Consider the following 20,348-nt stretch of genomic DNA (forward strand, 5'->3'; position numbering starts at 1 on the left):
GGGGCCCGTGACACCACGGGCCCCACGGGCCCCACGGACATCACACACACCACGGGCAGAACAGGCCTCACGAACCCCACGGCCGGCGCGCCTACCGCCCGCCCACCGCCTTCATGTACGTCGTCCAGATCCGGCTCGGCAGCGCCGAGTCCGGGGTGTCCGGCGCCGCCCCGCCCAGCCCCTCCAGCGGGAGCAGCTTCAGGTCCCGCAGGTCCGCCCGGAAGACGGTGACCGCGGTGGCCAGCTGCCCGCTGTAGCCGACGGACCACCCCGCCGTACGGTCCGCGGTGGTACCGGGCTTCGCGGCCAGGTCCGGGCCGGCCTCCGCCGCCCACGTGGAACTGCCGCTGCGGACGGCGCCCTTGAGCGCCGTGTCCACCTCTCCCGCCACCGCCGCCGGCAGCGCCTGCACGGGCGTCGGCAGGCGCAGGTCGAGCGGGCTGCCGTTGCGGGTGATCCTGGACACCGAGTACGGCTCGGTGCGCTTGCCGCCGCCTGCGAAGGCGGTGTAGGCGTCCGCCGTCCTGATCGCGCTGGGCGTGGAGTTGCCGACCCCGAAGGCCGGTACCAGTTCGCCCATGCTGCCGGGGAGCAGCCCGAGGTCGGCGGCGGTCTTCTGCACCCGGTCCAGGCCGACGTCCATGCCGAGCTGCATCATCGGCCCGTTGACGGACTGCTCGACGGCGCTGCGCAGGCTGACCTGCCCCCAGTTGCGCTTGCCGTCGTTGGCGGTCTTCACGATCTTGCCGTCGCGCCCCCAGTACGGACCCTCGGGCGTCAGCACGTTCACCCCGTTGTCCCCGTTGTACGGGGTGGTGGGCGTCACGGGGGTGCGCTGGCCGCCGCGTTCGCGCTGGACGCCCTGGCCCAGCCCGGCGGCGTACACCACCGGGGTGAAGGCCGAACCGACGGGCACCGTGGTGGTGTTGGCGTTGTTGAAGCCCTGCTTGAGGTAGTCGGGCCCGCCGTAGAGCGCGACGATCCTGCCGTCGGGGGCCACCGAGGCCGCGCCGACCTTCAGGAGCCTGTCGGCCTCGCGGTTGTCGGGGTCGATCCCCTTGGTGGCCTCCTGGACGGCCGCGGCGAGGGCGGTGACCTTCGGCTTGTCGAAGGTGGTGTAGATCTGGTGGCCGCCGAGGTCGAACTGGGCGGGCGTGATGTCGCTGTGGCTCTCCACGTAGGCCCTGGCCATGTCCACAAGGTAGCCGACCTGGCCGCTCAGCCCGGGGTTCTTCGGCTGCGGCTTCGGCTCGGGGAACACCGTGTACCGGGCGCGCTCTGCGCGGGAGAGCTTCCCGATCTCCACCATGCGGTCCAGGATCCAGGACCACCGTTCCTCGGCCCGCTCGTGGTTCTCCGGCCCGAGCGCCGGATCGTACTGCCCGGCCCCCTTCAGCAGGGCGGCGAGGAGGGCCCCTTCGCTCGGATCGAGCTGCGAGACGTCCTTGCCGTAGTACGCCGCCGCGGCCCGTTGGATGCCGTAGCTGCCGCGTCCGAACCAGCTGCTGTCGAGGTAGCCGGCCAGGATGTCGTCCTTGCTCATCCGGTCGTCCAGCTTGATCGCGATGACGGCTTCGCTGAGCTTGCGGTCCATGGACTGGCGCTGGTTCAGGTAGATGTTCTTGACGTACTGCTGGGTGATGGTCGAGCCGCCCTGGGTTTCGCCGCCGGAGACCATCTGCCACACCGCGCGGCCGATGCCCGTGGCCGAGATCCCCGGGTCCGAGTAGAAGGTCTCGTTCTCGGCGGCCAGCACGGCCCACCGCACCGGCTCCGGCACCCGGTCGAGCGGCACCTCCTGCCGGTTGGTCTCGCCGATCCGCGCCATCTCGGTGCCGTCGGCCCAGTAGTAGACGTTGTTCTGCTGGGTGGCGAAGGAGTTCAGGTCGTCGGGCACCTTGGTGGTCACGAAGAACCAGGCCAGCCAGCCCGTCAGCGCCACCGTCCCCACGCCGGCCACCAGGAGCAGCTGCCGCCAGGACGGCAGCCAGCGGCGCACCCCGCGCCGCCCGCGGCGCGGGTAGTCGATCCGGCGCACCGGGCGCCACCGCCGTCGTCCGGGCTCGTCCGCCCCGGTCGCGTCACCTCGCCGTGCACGCACAGTCCGCTCCCCGCTCCGTTCGTGGGCACAAGACCCCTTCGAACAGATAGACGGCTCCGGGGGTCGGCCCGGGCAGCACGGAGGCGGTGTGATCGTCGTCATACCGCCCGTGACGGCTGGTCAGCGGACGCGCGGTGCCGCTCCGCCGATGTCCGCTGATGTCCATCGATGTCCGCCGACGGCCCAGGCGGAACCGGACCTCCGCCGCACCCGCTCCGACCGCCCGTCAGAATGTCGTCATGAGGTTGATCCACACCGTGGTCGGTGCGCTGCTGCTCCTGCTGGTCGTCGGCAGCATCCTGCGCACCCTGGTCGTCCCCCGCGGGCTCTACTCGTCCCTGGTGAACCGGCTCTGGACGGTGCTGCGCGGCGTGCTGCGGCTCTCCGCCGCGCCGATCGGCGGCTACCGCGCGCAGGACCGGGCGCTCACCTGGCTGGCGCCGCTGGTCCTGCTGGGCATGCTCACGGTGTGGCTCAGCGGGATGCTGATCGCCTACACGCTGCTGCTGCACGGCACGTCCGATCTCGACTGGACGGTGTCCATCCGCGAGGCCGGGTCCAGCCTGTTCACCCTGGGCTTCGCGAGCGGCGACCGCCTGCACCTGTCCGCGATCGACTTCATGGCCGCCGCCAGCGGCCCGCTGGTGATCGCCCTGCAGATCTCCTACCTGCCGACTCTCTACGCCGCCTACCAGCGCCGCGAGACCGAGGTGACGCTGCTGCAGTCCCGGGCCGGCGAACCGGCCTGGGGCCCCGAGCTGCTGGCCCGCCAGTCCCTGGTGGACACCGAGACCGCGCTCCCCCAGCTCTACCGCGACTGGGAGCGCCTGGCCGCCGACATCGGCGAGAGCCACTCCAACTACCCCGTGCTGCTCTCCTTCCGCTCCCCGCAGCCGAACCGCAGCTGGGTGGTCGGCCTGATCTCGGTGATGGACGCCGCCGCCCTGCACCTCGCCCTGTGCCCGCGCACCTCCCCGCCGGAGGCCCGGCTGGTCCTGCGCGCCGGCTTCACCGCGCTGCGCGACATCGCCCGCTCGCTGCGCATCGACTTCGACCCCGACCCGGACCCGGACGTGCCGATCCGGCTGAGCTACGCCGAGTACCTGGGCGCCGTCGCGATGATCACCGCGGCCGGTTTCCCCCGCGAACGGCCGGTCGAGGACGCCTGGGCGCACTTCCACGGCTGGCGCGTCAACTACGAGGCCGTGGCGTACGAACTGGCCCGCCGCAGCGACGCCGTCCCCGCGCTCTGGACCGGCCCGCGCGACTTCCACGCACCGGTCATCCCCCCGGCCCGCCCCACCGACCGCCGCCCGGGACCGGACCGGCCGCCCCTGCCGCCGGCCTGACCGCACCGCCGGGCCCCACCGGCCCGTCGGATGCTCCTTTACGGTCCGCTCAGCGGTGCCGTTCGGCATCTGACAGCCGACGGCCGGGCGGGGCACCTCGGTGCTCCACCCGGCCGTCCCATTCGTCCTGTCCGTCCCGGCCGTCCTGCCCCGTTGCGGCGCGTCCCATCCCGTTGCGGGCCGGGGTCGGCCTCAGACCGCGACCGGTCCGCCCTCCGCCAGCGAGCGCTCCGCCGCGGCGAGGATCTCCACCACGCGCAGCCCGAAGTCCGCGTCGCAGGAGTGCGGCTCACCGGACGCCGCGGCGGACTGCAGGGCGTCCAGCGCCCGGTGCAGGGCGGCCTGCGGGCCCTCGCCGCGCTCCGGCAGCTGCACCACACCGTGCTCGCCGCGCAGCTCCATGCCCGTGCCGCCCGCCGCGAGCGGCGCGGTCAGGCTCAGCGCGAGCGTGCTGGACGCGCCGCCGGCGTGCCGCAGCACCAGGTGCACGGCGTCCATCGGGCCGGCCACCGCCGTCACCTGCGTCGCGTCGCCGAGCACCGGCAGCAGCACGGACAGCGCGTGCGGGCCGACGTCCCACAGCGAACCCTTCTCCCGGCGCCACGGCGAGGCCGCGTACGGGCTGGTGCTGCCGGGCACGAACACCGAGCCGTACCAGTCCGAGCGGCCCGTGTACCAGCCGCCCAGCGCCGCCTGCTCCTCGATCCACGGGATCTGCGGGCCGCCGAAGCGCACCGTGAAGAACACCACCGAGGCGACCTTCTGCGCGCGGACCGCCTCGGCGACGGCCTCGGCGTCCGGCACGGTCAGCGCGACCGGCTTGTCCAGCAGCAGGTGGCAGCCGGCCTCGGCGGCCCGCACCGCGAGGTCCGCCTGCACCGTCGGGGGCAGCGCGACGGAGACCGCGTCCACGTCGGCCAGCAGCCGGTCGAGGTCCGCGTACCCGGGCACGCCGTGCGCCGCGCCCAGGGCCTCGGCCGCCTCCGGGCGGCGGCCCCAGACGCCGGTGAACTCCAGCCCGGGGTGTTCCGCCAGCACGGGCGCGTGCACCCGCTCCGCCCAGGTGCCGGTGCCCAGCAGTCCGATCCGCACGATGTCTCCGTCTCCGTTCCGTTCCTTGCCGGCGCCGGCCATCCGGCCGTTGCCGACCGTTCCCTGCCGTCGCCGACCGTTCCTCGCCGCCCCCGGCCGTTCCTCGCCGTTGCGCGCTTCCGTGCGCGCCGGCTCAGTGCTGCACGCGGGCGAGCGTGAAGCCGTCGTAGCCCTTGCTGCCGACCGTCTGCACCGAGGTCGCGGTGACCCTCGGCTCGGCCGCGATCAGCTCATGCAGCGCCCGGGTGCCGACCACCGCCGGGTCGGTGCTGGCCGCGTCGGCGACCGCGCCGCCGCGCACCACGTTGTCGACGATGATCAGCGAGCCCGGCCGGGTCAGCTGGAGCGCCCGGCGGAAGTACTCGGGGTTGCTCGGCTTGTCCGCGTCGATGAAGACCAGGTCGAACGGCTCCGCGCCCTGCTCCACCAGTGCCGCCAGCGAGTCGGCGGCCCGGCCCAGCCGCACCTCGGCGACGTCCTCCAGCCCTGCGGCGGCCAGGTTGCCGCGTGCCACCTCGGCGTGCCGCGGGTCGATCTCCAGGGTGATCAGGGTGCCGTCCGCGGGCAGCGCCCGGGCCAGCCAGATCGCGCTGTAGCCGCCGAGCGTGCCGACCTCCAGGATCCGCTTCGCGCCCTGGGTCAGCGCCAGCAGGTGCAGCAGCTTGCCCTGGTTGGGGGCCACCGCGATCTTCGGCAGCCCGGCCGCGTCGGCGGCGGCCGCCGCCGACTCCAGCACCGGGTCGTGCCCGACCAGCTGCTCGGAGAAGTACGCGTCCACGGCGTCCCAGGTCGGCTGCAACGTCATCGGGCCCTCCAGAGTGCAAAGACCGGCAGGTACTCCGGTGATGCTACTCCGAGGGCCCGATGGCTCCGGGGCGGCCGTTCGTCACGGTCCGCAGCCGGGTTGTCACTGCGTCGTCAGTGCACGGTCACTCCGCGACCGGGGCCGTCGCCGCCCCGGCGGTGGCGGCGGCCGCCGCCTGCTCCGCCTCGATCTTCGCGTGGGTCTTCGCCGCCCGGCGCTTCATGATCCAGGCCGACAGGCCGCCGATCACGACCGCGGCGGCCAGACCGGCCCAGGAGAAGCGGGCCAGCCACGGCTCGATGCTCTTGCCCACCTTGTAGACCAGCATCGCCGTGCCGCCGGCCCAGATCACGCCGCCCAGCACGTTGGCGATCAGGAACTTCCAGTACGGCATCTTCAGCGCGCCCGCCAGCGGACCGGCGAAGATGCGCAGCAGGGCGATGAAGCGGCCGAAGAAGACCGCCCACATGCCCCACTTCTGGAACGAGCGCTCGGCGGTGGCCAGGTGCGAGGGCCCGAAGTGCTTGGGGAACTTGCGTCCCAGCTTCTCGAAGAGCGGCTTGCCCCCCTTGCGCCCGATCGAGTAGCCGATCGAGTCGCCGATGATCGCGCCCGCGATCGCGACGCCCGCCACGCCCCACGGGCTCACCACGCCCTTGACCGCCATCAGCGACGCCGTGACCAGGGCGATCTCGCCGGGCAACGGGATGCCCAGCGACTCGATGAGGATGATCAGACCGACGACGGCGTACACCGCCGTCGGTGGAATGCCCTCGATCCAGGCGTCGATGTGCAAGGCCAGTACCTCCGTGGCAGGACGGGACCGACCAGGCTCCCCCTGGAGCCGCGGGCCGGTCCCGGCAGTTGTCCGATGGCGGCACGGCGCCGCTTTACCCCTCAAAGCAGCGTAACGTGCCGGGCGGCCTGTCCCCCCGGCCGATCACCTGTGGGTACGACGTGCGGCCGCAGGCCATGGTTCCAGGCCGGGCACCCTTTCTTCAAGACTCGGCAAAGTGCCCCTGACCTTGGACGACCCCTGTTCCGGTCACCGCGCGCCGGCGAGTTCCTCCAGACGCGCGACCAGCGCCGCGGGGCTGGGCCGGGCGGCGATCTCCGCCTGCACCTCGCGGGCCGTCCGCCGGTAGTCCGGCACGTCGAGCAGCTGCCGCAGCAGGTCCTTCACGGTGGACGCGGTCGCCTCGTGCGGGGCGCAGGCCAGTCCGACGCCCCGGGCCGCGATCACGGCCGCGTTCGCGGGCTGGTCGGCGAGCCGTGGCACGACCAGCTGCGGAACGCCGTGGGCCAGTGCGGTCAGCGCGGTGCCGGCACCCCCGTGGTGCACGATGGCGGCGCAGGTCGGGAGGAGGGTGCTGAGGGGCACCCAGCCGGCCACCCGCACGTTGTCGGGCACCGGACCCAGCGCCGCCGCCTCGGCCTCCCCCATCGCGAGGATCAGGTCGATGTCCAGACCACCGCACTCCTGGAGGAACGCGGTGAGCTCGCCGAGTTCACCGGACAGCGGCAGGACACTGCCCATGGTCAGGCACACCCGAGGCCGGGACGGCGTCGCCAGCGCCCACTCGGGCAGCAGCCGGCTCTCGTTGTAGGGCACGTAGCGCATCGACCACTCGGTCGCGTCGTCGCGGCCCCCCATGCTCGGCGGCCGGACGTCGATCATCGCGGCGGCCGCCGCCGGTTCGTCCAGGCCGAGCTCGGCCCGGGTGGGCTCCAGGTAGCGGGCGATGTTCCCGCGGTACGTCACGGCCTGCTCGTCGCTGCCCGCCCACGCCAGCCGGACGCTCTGCTCCACGTACGGGACACCGAGCGCGGCGGCCACCAGCGGGCCGGCCCCCTGCTCCAGGGTGGACAGCACGAGGTCCGGCCGGAACTCCTCGGCGACCTTCAGCAGGCCTTCGGCCATCTCCTCGCCGAACAGCCCGAGCCCGCCGCGCCGGGGCCTCGGGGCGCCCGGCGGCGTCGAGTTGATCACCCGGCTCGCTTCCATGAACTCGGCGAACACGTCACGGTCGGGGCACACGTCGACCGCCTGGAGACCGGCCGAGACCAGCGTCTCGGCGGCCCGGCCGTTGTTGGCGACCAGGACCTCGTGCCCGGCGCTGCGCAGCGCCCAGGCCAGCGGGACGGTGGGCAGGAAGAGCCCGGAGCCGGGGGCGGCGGTGGACAGTACCCTCATGAGAAGTCTCCTTCCGAAGCGTGGACGTCGTCGACGAGGAGCCGGGGGATCCCCGGGTTCGCGCCGAGGCGCTCGACGAGGCCGGTCGTGGTGATGAGCAGGGCGGGCCGGGCATCGGCGAGCATGAAGCCGACGCGTTCGGCCGGGTAGCCGGGATCGATGGGCAGGTAGGCCGCGCCGGCCTTCAGGACGGCGAGCAGCGCCACGACCATCTCGGTCGACCGCGGCACCGCCAGGGCGACGATGTCCTCGGGCCCGATGCCGCGGGCCCCGAGTGCGGCCGCCAGCCGGTTCGCGCGGTCGTCCAACTCCCGGTAGGACGTGGCCCGTCCGCCGTACCGGACCGCGACGCGCTCGGGCGTGGCCGCGGCCTGGGCGGCGAACAGCTCGGCGACCGAGCGGTCCGGCACCGGGCGGGCCGTGTCGTTCAGCCCGACGACCAGCCGGTGCCGTTCCTCCGCGGTCAGGACGTCGATCCCGCCGACGGCGGTGTCCGACGCGCCGGTGGCGAAGCCGTCGAGCAGGTGCACGAAGCGGTCGGCGACGCGCCGGGCCGACGGGCCGCTGACCAGGTCCGGCCGGTAGCCGAAGCAGAGCACGATGGTCTCGCCCGGGTGGGCGAGCAGGCTCAACGGGTAGTGGACGCTGTTGTGCGCCTCCGTGGCCGTCACCCGCACGCCGACGACCGAGTCGACGGACCTGTCCAGTGGGTAGTTCTCGAACACCACGAGCGAGTCGAAGAGGTCTCCGTCCACCTCCGACAGGCCCTGGATCTCGGTCAGCCCGAGGTGCTGGTGGGCGCCCAGCCGGGACTGTTCGTCCTGGAGCCGGGCGAACAGCCCGGCGAGGGTCTCCCGCGGGTCGATCCGGACCCGCACCGGCACGGTGTTGACCAGCATCCCGACCATGGCCTCGACGTCCGGCAGCTCGGGTGCCCGGCCGGCCACCGTGGTCCCGAAGACCACGTCGTCCCGGCCCGTCAGCCGGGACAGCAGCAGGCCCCACGTGCCCTGGACCACGGTGTTGGTGGTCAGGCCCAGTCGCCGGGCGCGCTCGACGACGGCCGCCGTCAGGTCCGCGGGCACGGTGACCAGCACCTGCTCGGTCGGCACCGCCGTGCGGGTGTCCGCGTTCGGGGCCACCCTGGTGGCCTCCTCCAGGCCGGCCAGCGCCGCGCGCCACACCGTCCGGGCCCGGCCGGCGTCCTGGCGGGCCCGCCAGGCGAAGAACTCCTGGAGCGGCACGGCGGGCGGCAGCGCCGACGCGTCGCCGCCGGCGCCGTAGACCTCGAAGAGCTCGCGCAGCAGCAGCCCGGTGGACCAGCCGTCCAGGACGGCGTGGTGATTCGTCAGCACCAGCCGGAACCGGTCGGACCGGCGCCGGACCAGGGTGAAGCGCACCAGCGGGGCCGCGGCCAGGTCGAAGCGGCGGGTGCGGGCGTCCAGGGTGATCCGGCCGGTCTCGGCCTCCACGTCGCCGTCCGCGACCGCGGTGAGGTCCACCTCCTCCCAGGGCACCGGCACCTCCGACTGGACCACCTGCACGGTGTCGCCGGAGGCCCTGCGCCGGAAGCTCGCCCTCAGGGTCGGGTGCCGCCGGACGACGGCCTCCACCGACCGCCGCAGCACGCCGGCGTCGAGCGGACCTTCCAGGTCCAGCGCCACCTGCACGTTGTACAGGGCCGAGCCGTCCTCGTCGTACGCCGCGTGGAAGACCAGCCCCTCCTGGACGGGCGTGAGGGGCAGAACGGTGTCGATCCTGGGCGTGCGCTTCGTTGCGGTTGTCACAACTCCCCCTCCAGGGCAAGTTCTTCCTGAAGCCGGTCGATCTCGTCCTGGGACAGGGAGACCAGTGGCAGGTCGGACGGGCTGTGGCCGCCCGAGTCGGGGCGTCGGGCGTGGTCGACCAGCGCGCGCAGGGCGCGGAACCAGGTCTCTCCGAGGTCCTCGACCTCCGCCGCCGTGAACAGCTCCGCCGCCCAGGACCACTCGGCCACGAGCACCGGGGCCGAGCCGTCGTCGTCCCGGACGAGGGTGTTGACCTCCACCGGGTGCGCCAGCGGCAGGTCCGGGTCGGCGCCGCCGGTGAACCCGCCGATCCCGTACGCCGGCGCCCACTCACCGGTCCCGGCGGGCGCGGTGAACCGGCCGAGGTGGTTGAAGCCGATCTGCGGCACGGGCAGCCCCGCGAGGACGTCCCCGGTGTCCGGGTTGAGGTGGCGGAGCAGGCCGTAGCCCAGACCGTGGTCGGGGATCGCGGCCAGTTGCTCCTTGACCCGCTTCAGCACCCGCCCGGTCTCCGGCCCGGCCGCCCACAGGTCCGGCCACTCGACGTCGCCCGGGTCCAGCCGGACCGGGTGGACGCTGGTGAACCAGCCCACCGTTCGGGACAGGTCCACGCCGCCGACCGCGTCCTCCTCCCGGCCGTGGCCCTCGACGTCCACCAGCACCGCGGTGGCGGGGCGCCCGCGCCGACGGCACCAGTCCTGCACCGCGAGCGCCACCGCGGTGAGCAGGACGTCGTTGACCGTGGCGTGGAAGACGGTCGTCACGTCGGTCAGCAGCGCCTTGGTGGCGTCCGCCGGCAGCGTCAGCTCGACGCTCCGCCGGGAGGCCACCACGTCACGGGCCGGGTCCGGTGCCCGCCGGCCGAGCGGCGCGTCGCCGCCCTCCAGCATCCTCGTCCACAGGCCGAGTTCCGCCGTCCGCCGGGCGCTGCCGGCCTCCGCGGCGAGCAGCCTCGACCAGCGGCGCAGCGAGGTCCCCACCGGTGCGGGCGAGGCGGGGGCGCCGCGGCGCAGCGCGTCGGCGGCCTCCGCCAGGTCGCCCAGCAGGATGCGCCAGGAGACGCCGTCCACCGCGAGGTGGTGCACGGCCAGCAGCAGGTACCCGGGGGCGGCCGGGCCCGCGTCGAGCCACACCGCCTGCCACATCGTGCCGTCCTCGGGGGCCAGCCGGTCCCAGGCGAGTTCGGCCTGCCGCCGGGCGGTCCCGCTCAGTTCGGCACCGGTCAGCCGGGAGACGTCGTGGCGGGCGAGCCGGTGCCCGAGGTCGGCTCCCGGCTCGGTGATCTCCAGGTCCCAGGAAGTGTCGCCGTCCTTCCGGTGCAGCCGCAGCCGCAGGGCCTCGTGACGGTCCGCCACCGACCGCAGCGCCGCCGACAGCGTCCGCTCGTCGATACCGACGGGCAGCCGGACGAACATCGACTGGTTGAACCGGCCGATCGGACCGCCCAGTTCCCGGAGCCGCTCCATCACCGGAGTCGGTTCCAGCGGTCCCGGTCCCGCCTCGGTGTCCTCCTCGGCCACGGGGTGGGCCCGCTCGCGCGCCGCCCTGGCCAGGTTCGCCGGGCTCCGGTGGTCGAAGACGTCCCGGGGAGTGAACTCCAGCCCCCGGCGCCGGGCTTGGCTGACCAGTTGGATCGAGGTGATGCTGTCCCCGCCGAGCGCGAAGAAGCTCTCGTCGGGCCCGACCCGCGGCACGCCCAGGGTCTGCGCGAAGAGTTCGCACAGCACTTCCTCGCGCGAGGTGCGCGGGGCCCGGCCGGTGTCCGGGGTGTCCCCGACCGGTTCCAGCTCCGGCAGGGCGCCCCGGTCCAGCTTCCCGTTGGCGGTGACCGGCAGCCGGTCCAGGACGACGTAGCCGGCCGGGACCATGTAGCCGGGCAGCGCCTGCGCCGTACGGTCCGCGAGGTCCGTGAGGTCCGGTTCCGCGCCGGGGCGCGGCACCACGTAGGCGACCAGCCGGGTGGTGCCCGCCGAGGTGTCTCGGGCCAGGACGACGGCCTGGGCGACGTCCGGGTGACGGGCCACCACCGCCTCGACCTCGCCGAGTTCGATCCGGTGCCCGCGGACCTTCACCTGGTTGTCCACGCGGCCCAGGTAGTCCAGCGCGCCGTCGGACGACCACCGGGCGAGGTCGCCGGTGCGGTACATCCGGCTTCCCGGAGCACCGTACGGGTCGGCGACGAAGCGGTCCGCGGTCAGCGCGGGCCGGTTGAGGTAGCCGCGCGCGACGCCGGTGCCCGCCAGGTACAGCTCGCCGGCCACCCCGGCCGGGACGGGGCGCAGCCGGCGGTCCAGGACGTAGGCCCGGGTGTGCGGCAGCGGGCGGCCGATGGGCGGGGCGGGCACCTGCGCGTCGGCGCACGGCCAGTCGGTGGCGTACACCGTCGCCTCGGTCGGCCCGTAGAGGTTGACGATCGCCGTACCGGGCAGCGAGCGGCGGATCTGCCGCACCAGGGGCTCGGGCAGGGCCTCGCCCGCCAGCACGAGCAGCCGGGCCCCGAAGGTCGGCGACGGGTCGGCGAGCAGCCCGGCCAGCGCGGAGGGGACACCGCTGATGAGCGAGCCCTGCCAGGGCCGTTCCGCCAGTTCGAGCAGGTCGCGGACGATCTCCACCTGTCCGCCGGCGGCCAGCGGGGCGAAGAGCTCGAACACCGAGACGTCGAAGGAGAGCGAGGTGGCGGCCAGGACCCGGTCCAGCCCGTCGCCGCCGAACCGCTCCACCGCCCAGCCGACCAGGGCGTTCATGTTGGCGCGTGACACGGCAACGGCCTTGGGCCGCCCGGTGGAGCCGGAGGTGTAGATGACGTAGGCGGTGCAGGCTTCGGGGACGGGGCGGGCGGGCTCCGGCGGGACCTCGCCGTACTCGTCGGGCTGCCCGGACGGTTCGCCGAACGTGTCGGCGTCGTCCAGTGCGAGCCGGGCGAGCCGGTCCGCCGGCGGCAGGCCGGGCGGTTCCTCGCCGCCGGTGAGCACCAGCGCGGGCGCGGCGTCCTCGACCATGAACGCGGTCCGTTCGGCGGGGTGCCGGTGGTCGAGCGGCAGGTAGGCGGCGCCGGCCCGGAGGACGGCCAGCAGCGCGACCAGCAACTCCGCCGACCGCGGCACCGCCACCGCCACCAGGTCCTCCGGGCCGATGCCCCGGGCCCGCAGCCGACGGGCCAGCCGGTCGGCCCGCGCGTCGAGTTGGCCGTAGGTCAGCGTGCCGGTCGCGTCGACCACCGCCGTCCGACCGGGCGTACACGCCGCGCGTTCCCGCACGGCGTCGGCCACGGCGACGGGGGCGGCCGGGGTTCCGGTGTCGTTCCACTCCTCGACGAGCCGGTGGGTCTCGGCCGGCTCCAGGGCCTCGATCCGGTCGGCGCGGGTGTCCGGGTCCGCCCCGGCGATCGTCTCCAGCAGCCGGGTGTACCGCCGGACGACCCGCTCGACGTCGTCGGCCGAGAAGAGGTCCGGCCGGTAGGTGAACTGCAGGTCGAGCGACGGGCCCGGGGTGGCGATGAGCGCCAGCGGATAGTGCACGTCGTTGTGGGTGCGCACGGCGGCCACCCGCGGGCCGCCGGCCCGCGCGCCGCCGTTCAGGGCATCCGGGTCCAGCGGGTAGTTCTCGAACACGCTGATGGTGTCGAAGAGTTCGCCGTCGATTCCGGTCAGGCGCCGGATGTCGGCGATCCCGAGGTGCTGGTGGGCGGCGAGGCGGGACTGCTCGTCCTGCAGCCTGGCCAGCAGTGCGCCGATCCGCTCCTCGGGGCGCAGCCGCACCCGCACGGGGACGGTGTTGATGAAGCAGCCGATCATCGTCTCGGTGCCCGGCAGCTCGGGCGGCCGGCCCGAGACGGTGGTGCCGAAGACGACGTCCTCGCTGCCGGTCAGCCGGCTCAGCAGGAGCCCCCACGCGGCCTGCACGACCGTGTTGAGCGTGACGCCGTGCGCCCTGGCCCGACCCGTCAGCGCGGCGGTGAGGGGCTCGGGCAGCCGGACGGAGCGGGACGCGGGCTGGACGGAGGCGTGCGCGTCGCCCTGCGGTGCCAGCCGGGTCGGTGCGTCGAGACCGTCGAGCGCCGTGCGCCACGCCTGTTCGGCCGCGGGGCGGTCCTGGCCGGCCCGCCAGTCCAGGTACCCGCGCCAGGTGCCGACGGGCCGCGGCGGGGTGCCGGCGCCCCGGGTGCCGTAGGCGGCGAACAGCTCCTGCAGCAGCAGGGGCATCGACCAGCCGTCCAGGACGATGTGGTGGTTGGTCACCGCCAGGGTGTGGCGGCCTTCGCCGAGGCGCAGCAGCGTCAGCCGCAGCAGCGGTGCCTCGGCCAGGTCGAAGCGGCTGACCAGGTCCTCCCGGACCTCGGCCCGGGCCCGTTCCTCCTGCTGCTCGGGGTCGAGCCCGCCGAGGTCCAGGTACCGCCACGGCAGCGGGGCCTCGGCACGGACGACCTGGACCAGGCCGCCGCTCGCGCGGTGCCGTACGCAGCTGCGCAGCACCGGGTGGCGGTGCAGGAGGTCCTCGGCCGCCTCGCGCAGCCTCCGGGGGTCGATCGCGCCCTCCAGGTCGAGGGCGATCTGGACGTGGTAGACGTCGGGCGCGTGGTCGTCGTACGCGGCGTGGAAGGCCAGGCCCTCCTGGAGCGGCGTCAGCGGCAGGACGTCCTCGACGTCGGGGCAGGCGGCCTCGATCTCGTCGACGTCCTGCTGGTCGAGCCGGGCGAGCGGGAAGTCGGACGGCGTGTGACCGCCGGCGCCCGGTCGGCGGGCGTGGCCGGCCAGGGCGCGCAGGGCGGTGGTCCAGGTGTCGGCGAGGTCCCGGACCTCGGCCTCGGTGAGCAGGTCCTGCGGCCAGGACCACTCGGCGGACAGCCGCGGGCCGTCGTCCCCGTCCTCGTGGACGAGCGCGTTGATCTCCAGAGCGTGCGCGAAGGGCGCGCCGGGGTCGGCGTGTCCGGCCAGTCCGCCGCCGTCCCGCACCGGGGTCCAGGCTCCCCGGCCGCGGGTGGTGAGGGAGCGGCCGAGGTAGTTGAAGCCGATGTCCGGCGTGCCGAGGGCGGCGAGGGCGGGCGCGGTCCGCGGGTTGAGGTGTCGCAGCAGCCCGAAGCCGAGTCCCTTGCCGGGCACGGCCGCGAGCTGTTCCTTGACGTTCCGCAGCGCCGTCGCGACGGCCTGCCCGCCGGTCCAGGTCTCCGCCGGATCGGTCACGCCGGGGTCCAGGCGCACGGGGAAGAGGCTGGTGAACCAGCCCACCGTCCGGGACAGGTCGACGCCCGGGACGGCGTCCTCCTCGCGGCCGTGTCCCTCCAGGTCGACCAGCACGGGCGCGGCGCCGTGCCCGCGCCGTCGGTGCCAGTCCTGCACGGCCAGGGCGAGGGCGCTGAGCAGGACGTCGTTCGCGCCGGCGTGGAAGGCGCTGGTCACCTCGGTGAGCAGCGCGGCGGTGGTGTCGCCGTCGACGGAGGACACCAGGGTGCGCCGGGCCGCGAAGACGTCCCGGGCCGGGTCGAGCGGGCGGGCGCCGATCGGGGCGCGGTCGCCCGTGAGCGTCTCCCGCCAGTGGTCGAGCTCGGCCTCCAGTCCGGGGGTGCGGGCGCGCTCGGCCAGGTGCTGTGACCACTGCCGCAGCGGGGTGCCGACCGGGGCCGGGGCGGGGCGCCCGCCCTCGGCCAGGGCGGCGTGGGCGTCGGCCAGGTCGGGCACCAGGACGCGCCAGGACACGCCGTCGACGGCCAGGTGGTGGGCGGCCAGGAACAGCCGGCCCGGGCGGTCCGGGCCGGCGTCGAACCAGACGGCCTGCAGCAGGACGCCCTGTTCGGGGTCGAGCCGGTCGAGGGCGGCCTCCTCCCGGGTCCGGACGTCCGCCGCGGTGAGCCCGCCGGGCCGGTCGGCGGCCACCCGGTGCAGGCAGCGGCCTGCGTCGACGGTGCCCGTCGGACGGGCCTCCAGCGACCACGCGCCGTCGTCGTCCCGGTCGAGGCGCAGGCGCAGTGCGTCGTGGTGGTCGAGCACGGTCTGCAGGGCTTCCGTGAGCGTCTCGGCGCGCAGTCCGGCCGGCACGTCGAGGCTGAGGGACTGGCTGAACCTCCCGACCGGTCCGCCGAGTCCGCGCAGATGGTGGGCGATCGGCAGCAGCGGGACGGGGCCGACTCCGGTGCCCGCCGGGTCCGGGGCGTCCTGGGTGCGGGCCACCTCGGCGAGCCTGGCCACCGTCCGGTGCTCGAAGACCTCGCGCGGGGTGAACAGCACGCCGGCCCCGCGTGCGCGGCTGACCAGCTGGATCGCGCCGATGCTGTCGCCGCCGTGGTCGAAGAAGCTGTCGTCGGCCCCGATCCCGGGCAGGCCCAGGACCTCGGCGAACAGCCGGCACAGCAGTTCCTCGCGCGGACCGCGCGCCGGGCGTCCGGCACCGGTGGCCCGGAACTCCGGTGCGGGCAGGGCCCGGCGGTCCAGCTTCCCGTTGGCCGTGGTGGGCAGCGCGTCGAGCACCAGGACCGCGGCGGGGACCATGTAGTCGGGCAGGTTGTCGCGCAGGTGTTCGCGCAGGGCGGCGGCGAGCCGGCCGGCCTCCCGGCCGACCGACGGGTTGTTGGTCAGGGCCTGCGGCTGCGCTGCCGCCGGGAGGCACACGTCGGTCAGGGCCTCGGTGGCCGCGGTGCGGGGGTCGAGGAAGATCACGTCGAGTTCGCCGGAGGTGGCCTCGCCGGACCAGGTCACGACCGTGCGGTAGCCGAGGTCCTCGCCGAGGTGGCGGAAGTCCTCGGGCAGCGGGCCGGCCGGGACGTCCCCGGCCGCCGCCCGCCGGACCTCGGCCATCGGCGAGCCGGCCGCCAACCCCCGGGCGGCGGCCACCTCGGGCGCCAGCCGGGCGTTGGGCACGGCAGTGATCCGCAGCCGCTCCGGCCGGTCGGCGGCGAGGCGGTCCCGGAGAGTGGCCAGGTCGGGCACCTCGGTGCCCCAGCTCGCCCGCGGCACGTCGAGCAGGGAGACGGGCGGGCGCTGCGAGCGCTTGTGCAGCACCACGTCGTAGCGGTAGCGGCTCAGTTCGGTGTCGTAGTCACCGGGCTTGGCCCGGACGTCGACGCCGCCGAGGTCGGTGGTCTCCCGGCCGAGCGCGGTGAAGAACTGCGGGTCCACCAGGAGTTCGTTCTCCTGCCGGGCCCGCTGCGCCACGGCCCTGCGGACGGCCTCCGGGTCGGCGTCCTCGCCGCTGTGCGCGAGTTGCACTCCGGTGTCCAGGAACCGGCGGAGCCTCAGGTTGCGGACGTCGCCGAGGAAGACGGCTCCTCCGGGGCGCAGCAGGGCGAGTGCCCCCCGCAGGACGGTCCTGAGGTAGTCCGCGTCGGGGAAGTACTGCGCCACCGAGTTGATGACCACGGTGTCGAAGAAGTCCTCGGGCAGCCCGGTGAGGTCGTCGGCGGCCTGGGTGCGCAGCTCCACCCGTCCGGCCAGGTCCGGCCGGGCGTCGAGGTGCCGGCGCAGCGCGGCGATCGCGGCGGGCGAGAAGTCGGTCGCCCAGTAGCGCTCGGTGTCCGGCACGAGCGGGGCGAGCAGCAGGCCGCTGCCGACCCCGATCTCCAGCACCCGCCGGGGCCGCAGGGCGCGGATCGCCTCCACCGTCCGGTCGCGCCACTGCCGCATGTCCTCCAGCGGCAGCGGGCGGTCCGTGTAGCTGCTGTCCCACCCCGCGAAGTCCTCGCCGAAGGCGGCCTCGGAGGGCGCACCGTACATCGACTGGTAGAGCTGCTGCCACTGGTCGACGTGCTCGCCGCCGGTCCGTTCCTGCCGGGACGCGAGCCGGTTCCGCTCGGGCACCACGTACCCGACGAGGTACTTCCCCGGGCCGCGGTCGTCCCGGGCCACCACCACGGCCTCGCCCACCTCGGGGTGTTCGCCGAGGACGGAGGCGATCTCGCCGGGTTCGATCCGCACGCCCCGGATCTTCACCTGGTCGTCGGTGCGCCCGAGGTAGACCAACTGCCCGTCGGCGTCCCAGCGGGCCAGGTCGCCGGTGCGGTACATGCGCTCGCCCGGCCCGCCGAAGGGGCAGGCGACGAAGCGCTCCGCGGTGACGGTCGGCCGGCCGAGGTAGCCGCGTGCCAGGCCTTGCCCGGCCAGGTAGAGCTCGCCGGGCACGCCGTCGGGCACCGGTTCGAGGGCCTGGTTCAGCACGTACACCCGGGTGTTGGCGATCGGGCGCCCGATCGGCGGGGCGCCGGTGCGCGCCGGGTCGTACTGCCAGTACGTCACGTCGATGGAGGCCTCGGTCGGCCCGTACAGGTTGTGCAGCTCGCAGTCGAGGACGCCGGAGAACCGGGCCGCGAGTTCGGCGGGCAGCGCCTCCCCGCTGCAGATCACCCGGCGCAGGCTCGTGCACCGGCCGGCCCCGGGCTCGGCCAGGAAGGCCTGGAGCATGGCGGGGACGAAGTGGACGGTGGTGACGCGGTGTTCGCGGATCACTGCGGCGAGGTAGGCCGGGTCCCGGTGGAGTCCGGGGTCGGCCATGACCAGGGTCGCACCGCTCACCAGGGGCCAGAAGAACTCCCAGACGGAGACGTCGAACCCGCAGGAGGTCTTCTGCAGCACCCGGTCCTGTGCCGTCAGCCGGTAGCGGTCCTGCATCCAGTGCAGCCGGTTCGCCAGGCCGGCATGGGTGTTGACCGCGCCCTTCGGTCGGCCGGTCGAGCCCGAGGTGTAGATGACGTACGCGGGCGAGTCGGGTGCGAGCGGCCGCGGGCGGTCGGCGCGGGTGGCGTCCCGACCGGGTGCCGCCTCCGGTGCCGTGGTCGCCTCGGCGTCGTCGAGCAGCAGCCGCGGTGTGGCCTCGGCCCGGGGCAGGGCGGGCACGGTGTCCCGCGTGGTGATCAGCAGCGCCGGCCGGGCGTCGTCGAGCATGTACGCGATGCGGTCCGCCGGGTAGTCCGGGTCGATCGGCAGGAACGCGGCGCCGGACTCGACCACGGCCAGCAGGGCGGTGACCAGCTCCACGGAGCGGGGCACCGCGAGCGCGACGACGTCCTCCGGGCCGAGGCCGCGGGCGCGCAGCGCGGCCGCCAGCCGGTCGGCCCGCTCGTCCAGCTCCCGGTACGAGACGCTGCGCGGCCCGTGCACGACCGCCGGGGCGTCGGGGGAGGCCGCCGCGCGGGCCCGGAAGAGGTCCACGACCGTTTCCGGGCGCCTCGGCCGCGCGGTGTCGTTGCGTCCGACGAGCACCCGCTCCAGGTCGTCGGGGCGGAGGACGTCGAGGGCACGGGTCGGCGTGTCCGGATCGGCCTCGGCCATCCGTTCCAGCAGCCGGAGGATCCCCCGGCCGTGGACCGCGAGGTCATCGCGGCGGTAGAGCTCGTTGTTGCCGTCGACGTCGATCCGTCCGCTGCCGCCCCGGGCGTCCCCGTAGAAGACGAAGGCCAGGTCGTCGACGGGGCCGTTGGTGAGGTTGTGAACCGTCGTCTCGCATCCGGCGAGGTGCACGCCCTCGCCGAAGAACTGCAGGTTGACGTGCGGCCCGACCAGCGGGCTGCTTTCCTCGCCCAGGCCGAGGTCGTTGCGCAGGTCCTCGTACCGGTAGCGCTGGTGGCGCAGGCCGAGCAGCATTTCCGCCGAGACGTTCTGCAGCAATGCGGACAACGGGAGATCCGGTCCGGCCGCGACGCGCAGCGGCACCACATTGGACGTCATTCCGGGAATGCTGCGCATTGCCTTTCCGAACCGGGCCGTGACCGGCAGCCCGAGAACGACGTCCGGTTCTCCGGTGAGCCGCGCGGTGTAACGGACGGCGGCCGCGGCGTAAACCGCCGGAGGCGTCACACCGGAACGCTGCGCGAGTTCGCGGAGTGCCGCGCCCAGTTCCGCCCCGATTTCCACCGTCTCACGGGTCCGGCCGGCCGGCCGATTCGGCTCGGCCTGTCCGAACGTCGCGGGCGGCGGGCTTCCCGCGAGTTTCTCCGTCCAGTACGCGCGGTCCGTGCGGAATGCCGCGGAGTCCCGGTAGGCGCGGTCCGCCCGCAGCATGTCCTCGAACCGGCCGAGACCGTTTCCGACGGCCCGTCCGGTCACCAGTGCGGTATAGCGGGCAGCGGATTCGCCCACGAACAGTGCTCCGGAGAAGCCGTCCATGGCCACGTGGTGCGCCCGCAGGTACCACAGATGGCGCTCCGGGCCGATCCGCAGCAATGCGAAGGAGTACATCCGGTCGCCGTCCGGGGCGAGCGGCACGGCGAGGTCGTCCTGCATCCACGCAGTCGCGGCCTCGTACGGCCGCTCCCGGTCACGCAGGTCGAGGCAGGGCATGACGAGTTCGGCCGCGTCGTCGATCACCTGGACCGGTTCCGGACCGGACGCCACGATGCGGGCCCGCAGGGTCGGACAGTCGGCGAAGGTGCCGCGGGCCGCCTGCACCAGCAGGTCGACGTCGAGCGGGCCGGTGATGTCGGCGTAGACCGCGACGCTGTAGTCGAGGCCGTCCCGCGCGAAGCGCTGGGCCAGCCAGATCCCGGTCTGCGCGGAAGTGAGAGCGGATTCATGACGAACTGTTGCGGGCATGCGGAGTCCTTCGCGGAGCCATTGGCGATTGCAGTCCACTCACGAACAGGCGAGGACCCGGAAATCGGTCGACACGGTGCCGCGCCGGTACGAACGCGCGCTTCCGGCTGTTTCCTGTGGGGTCCTCGCGAGTTCCGGCGAGGCTTCAGCGCGAAGGTCCGGCGTGGTCCCGGTCCCGAAAAAACTGCACGACCATCTGTACATCCCCCGTCCCCGTGTGTCGTGCCGCGCGTCCTGCTCTCGACGTCCTCGAACAACAGCCCGCCGGCACCTTTCGGCAGCGTACCCCGCCGAATAGAGATCGCAAGGGCGTGGCCGGAACACCTCCCTCCTGGCCGGAACCGCTCCGTCGGCCGGCTATCCGGTGAGGACGGCGCCGCCACGCGAATTCCCCCAGGTCAGAGGGCCCCGAGCGGGGCTCGACCGGGGAAACAGCCTTGACACTGTCGATCACGGCTACCTAGGCTCTCGTCCCGTTGCGTCAAGTCGAACCGCCCTTCCCGGCG

General features: G+C 74.3%; 8 protein-coding genes. 1 reads left to right on the forward strand and 7 read right to left on the reverse strand.

Annotation, left to right across the window (positions count from 1 at the left end):
* Positions 1-91: 91 nt before the first annotated feature.
* Entirely contained in the window at positions 92-2,101 is a 2,010-nt protein-coding gene (locus ACIRST_RS26310; protein ID WP_402804793.1) for a transglycosylase domain-containing protein, read from the reverse strand.
* Positions 2,102-2,340: 239 nt separating this feature from the next.
* Here ACIRST_RS26310 and ACIRST_RS26315 point away from each other — a divergent pair, with 239 nt between their 5' ends.
* Positions 2,341-3,450 carry a hypothetical protein gene (locus ACIRST_RS26315; RefSeq protein WP_350525331.1) on the forward strand — a complete coding sequence of 370 codons (1,110 nt, stop codon included), beginning with the start codon at positions 2,341-2,343 and terminating at the stop codon, positions 3,448-3,450.
* Between the two features lie 192 nt (positions 3,451-3,642).
* Here the strand turns inward: ACIRST_RS26315 and ACIRST_RS26320 are convergent, their stop codons facing one another.
* The 6 genes from ACIRST_RS26320 to ACIRST_RS26345 form a co-directional block, all read right to left on the reverse strand.
* The gene (locus ACIRST_RS26320) at positions 3,643-4,542 is read right to left on the reverse strand and encodes a Gfo/Idh/MocA family protein (RefSeq protein WP_402804795.1); all 900 of its coding nucleotides are present in this window, start codon (positions 4,540-4,542) and stop codon (positions 3,643-3,645) included.
* Between the two features lie 133 nt (positions 4,543-4,675).
* On the reverse strand, positions 4,676-5,347 hold the full coding sequence (locus tag ACIRST_RS26325) for an O-methyltransferase (protein ID WP_402804797.1): 672 nt from the start codon (positions 5,345-5,347) through the stop codon (positions 4,676-4,678).
* Between the two features lie 124 nt (positions 5,348-5,471).
* On the reverse strand, positions 5,472-6,143 hold the full coding sequence (locus ACIRST_RS26330; RefSeq protein ID WP_350525334.1) for a DedA family protein: 672 nt from the start codon (positions 6,141-6,143) through the stop codon (positions 5,472-5,474).
* Between the two features lie 249 nt (positions 6,144-6,392).
* On the reverse strand, positions 6,393-7,541 hold the full coding sequence (locus ACIRST_RS26335) for a nucleotide disphospho-sugar-binding domain-containing protein (protein WP_350525335.1): 1,149 nt from the start codon (positions 7,539-7,541) through the stop codon (positions 6,393-6,395).
* A complete protein-coding gene (locus ACIRST_RS26340; protein ID WP_402804800.1) occupies positions 7,538-9,328 on the reverse strand; it encodes a condensation domain-containing protein in 1,791 nt (596 codons plus the stop codon). The genes ACIRST_RS26335 and ACIRST_RS26340 overlap by 4 nt, the downstream gene beginning before the upstream one ends.
* On the reverse strand, positions 9,325-19,842 hold the full coding sequence (locus ACIRST_RS26345) for an amino acid adenylation domain-containing protein (protein WP_402804802.1): 10,518 nt from the start codon (positions 19,840-19,842) through the stop codon (positions 9,325-9,327). Before ACIRST_RS26345 ends, ACIRST_RS26340 begins: the two co-directional genes overlap by 4 nt.
* Between the last annotated feature and the right edge of the window lie 506 nt (positions 19,843-20,348).

The organism is Kitasatospora sp. NPDC101447 (assembly GCF_044767225.1).
Lineage (GTDB): Bacteria > Actinomycetota > Actinomycetes > Streptomycetales > Streptomycetaceae > Kitasatospora.